This window comes from Terrisporobacter mayombei, assembly GCF_020748465.1.
GTDB lineage: Bacteria > Bacillota > Clostridia > Peptostreptococcales > Peptostreptococcaceae > Terrisporobacter > Terrisporobacter mayombei.
Genome location: NZ_JAHZMP010000322.1, coordinates 1 through 250, shown reverse-complemented (window position 1 = coordinate 250; position 250 = coordinate 1). Strand labels below are relative to the sequence as shown.

The 250-nt window shown below is 54.8% G+C and carries 2 tRNA genes; both read right to left on the bottom strand.

Features of this window, described 5'->3' with window-relative positions:
• Positions 1 to 46: 46 nt before the first annotated feature.
• Positions 47 to 121, bottom strand: a tRNA-Glu gene (locus tag K0039_RS21830).
• A gap of 13 nt (positions 122 to 134) precedes the next feature.
• Positions 135 to 210 (bottom strand) — tRNA-Met (locus tag K0039_RS21825).
• Between the last annotated feature and the right edge of the window lie 40 nt (positions 211 to 250).

The window sequence follows — 250 nt, the reverse complement described above, 5'->3', positions numbered from 1 at the left end:
CAGCCGGCTTGGAAGGCCGGAACTCTACCATTGAGCTACACCCGCATGGTGACTCATAGGGGAATCGAACCCCTGTTACCGCCGTGAAAGGGCGGTGTCTTGACCGCTTGACCAATGAGCCATATATATTTAAATGGTTGCGGAGACAGGACTCGAACCTGTGACCTTCGGGTTATGAGCCCGACGAGCTGCCAACTGCTCCACTCCGCGATATTAATTTGGTGCCGAAGACCGGAATCGAACCGGTACG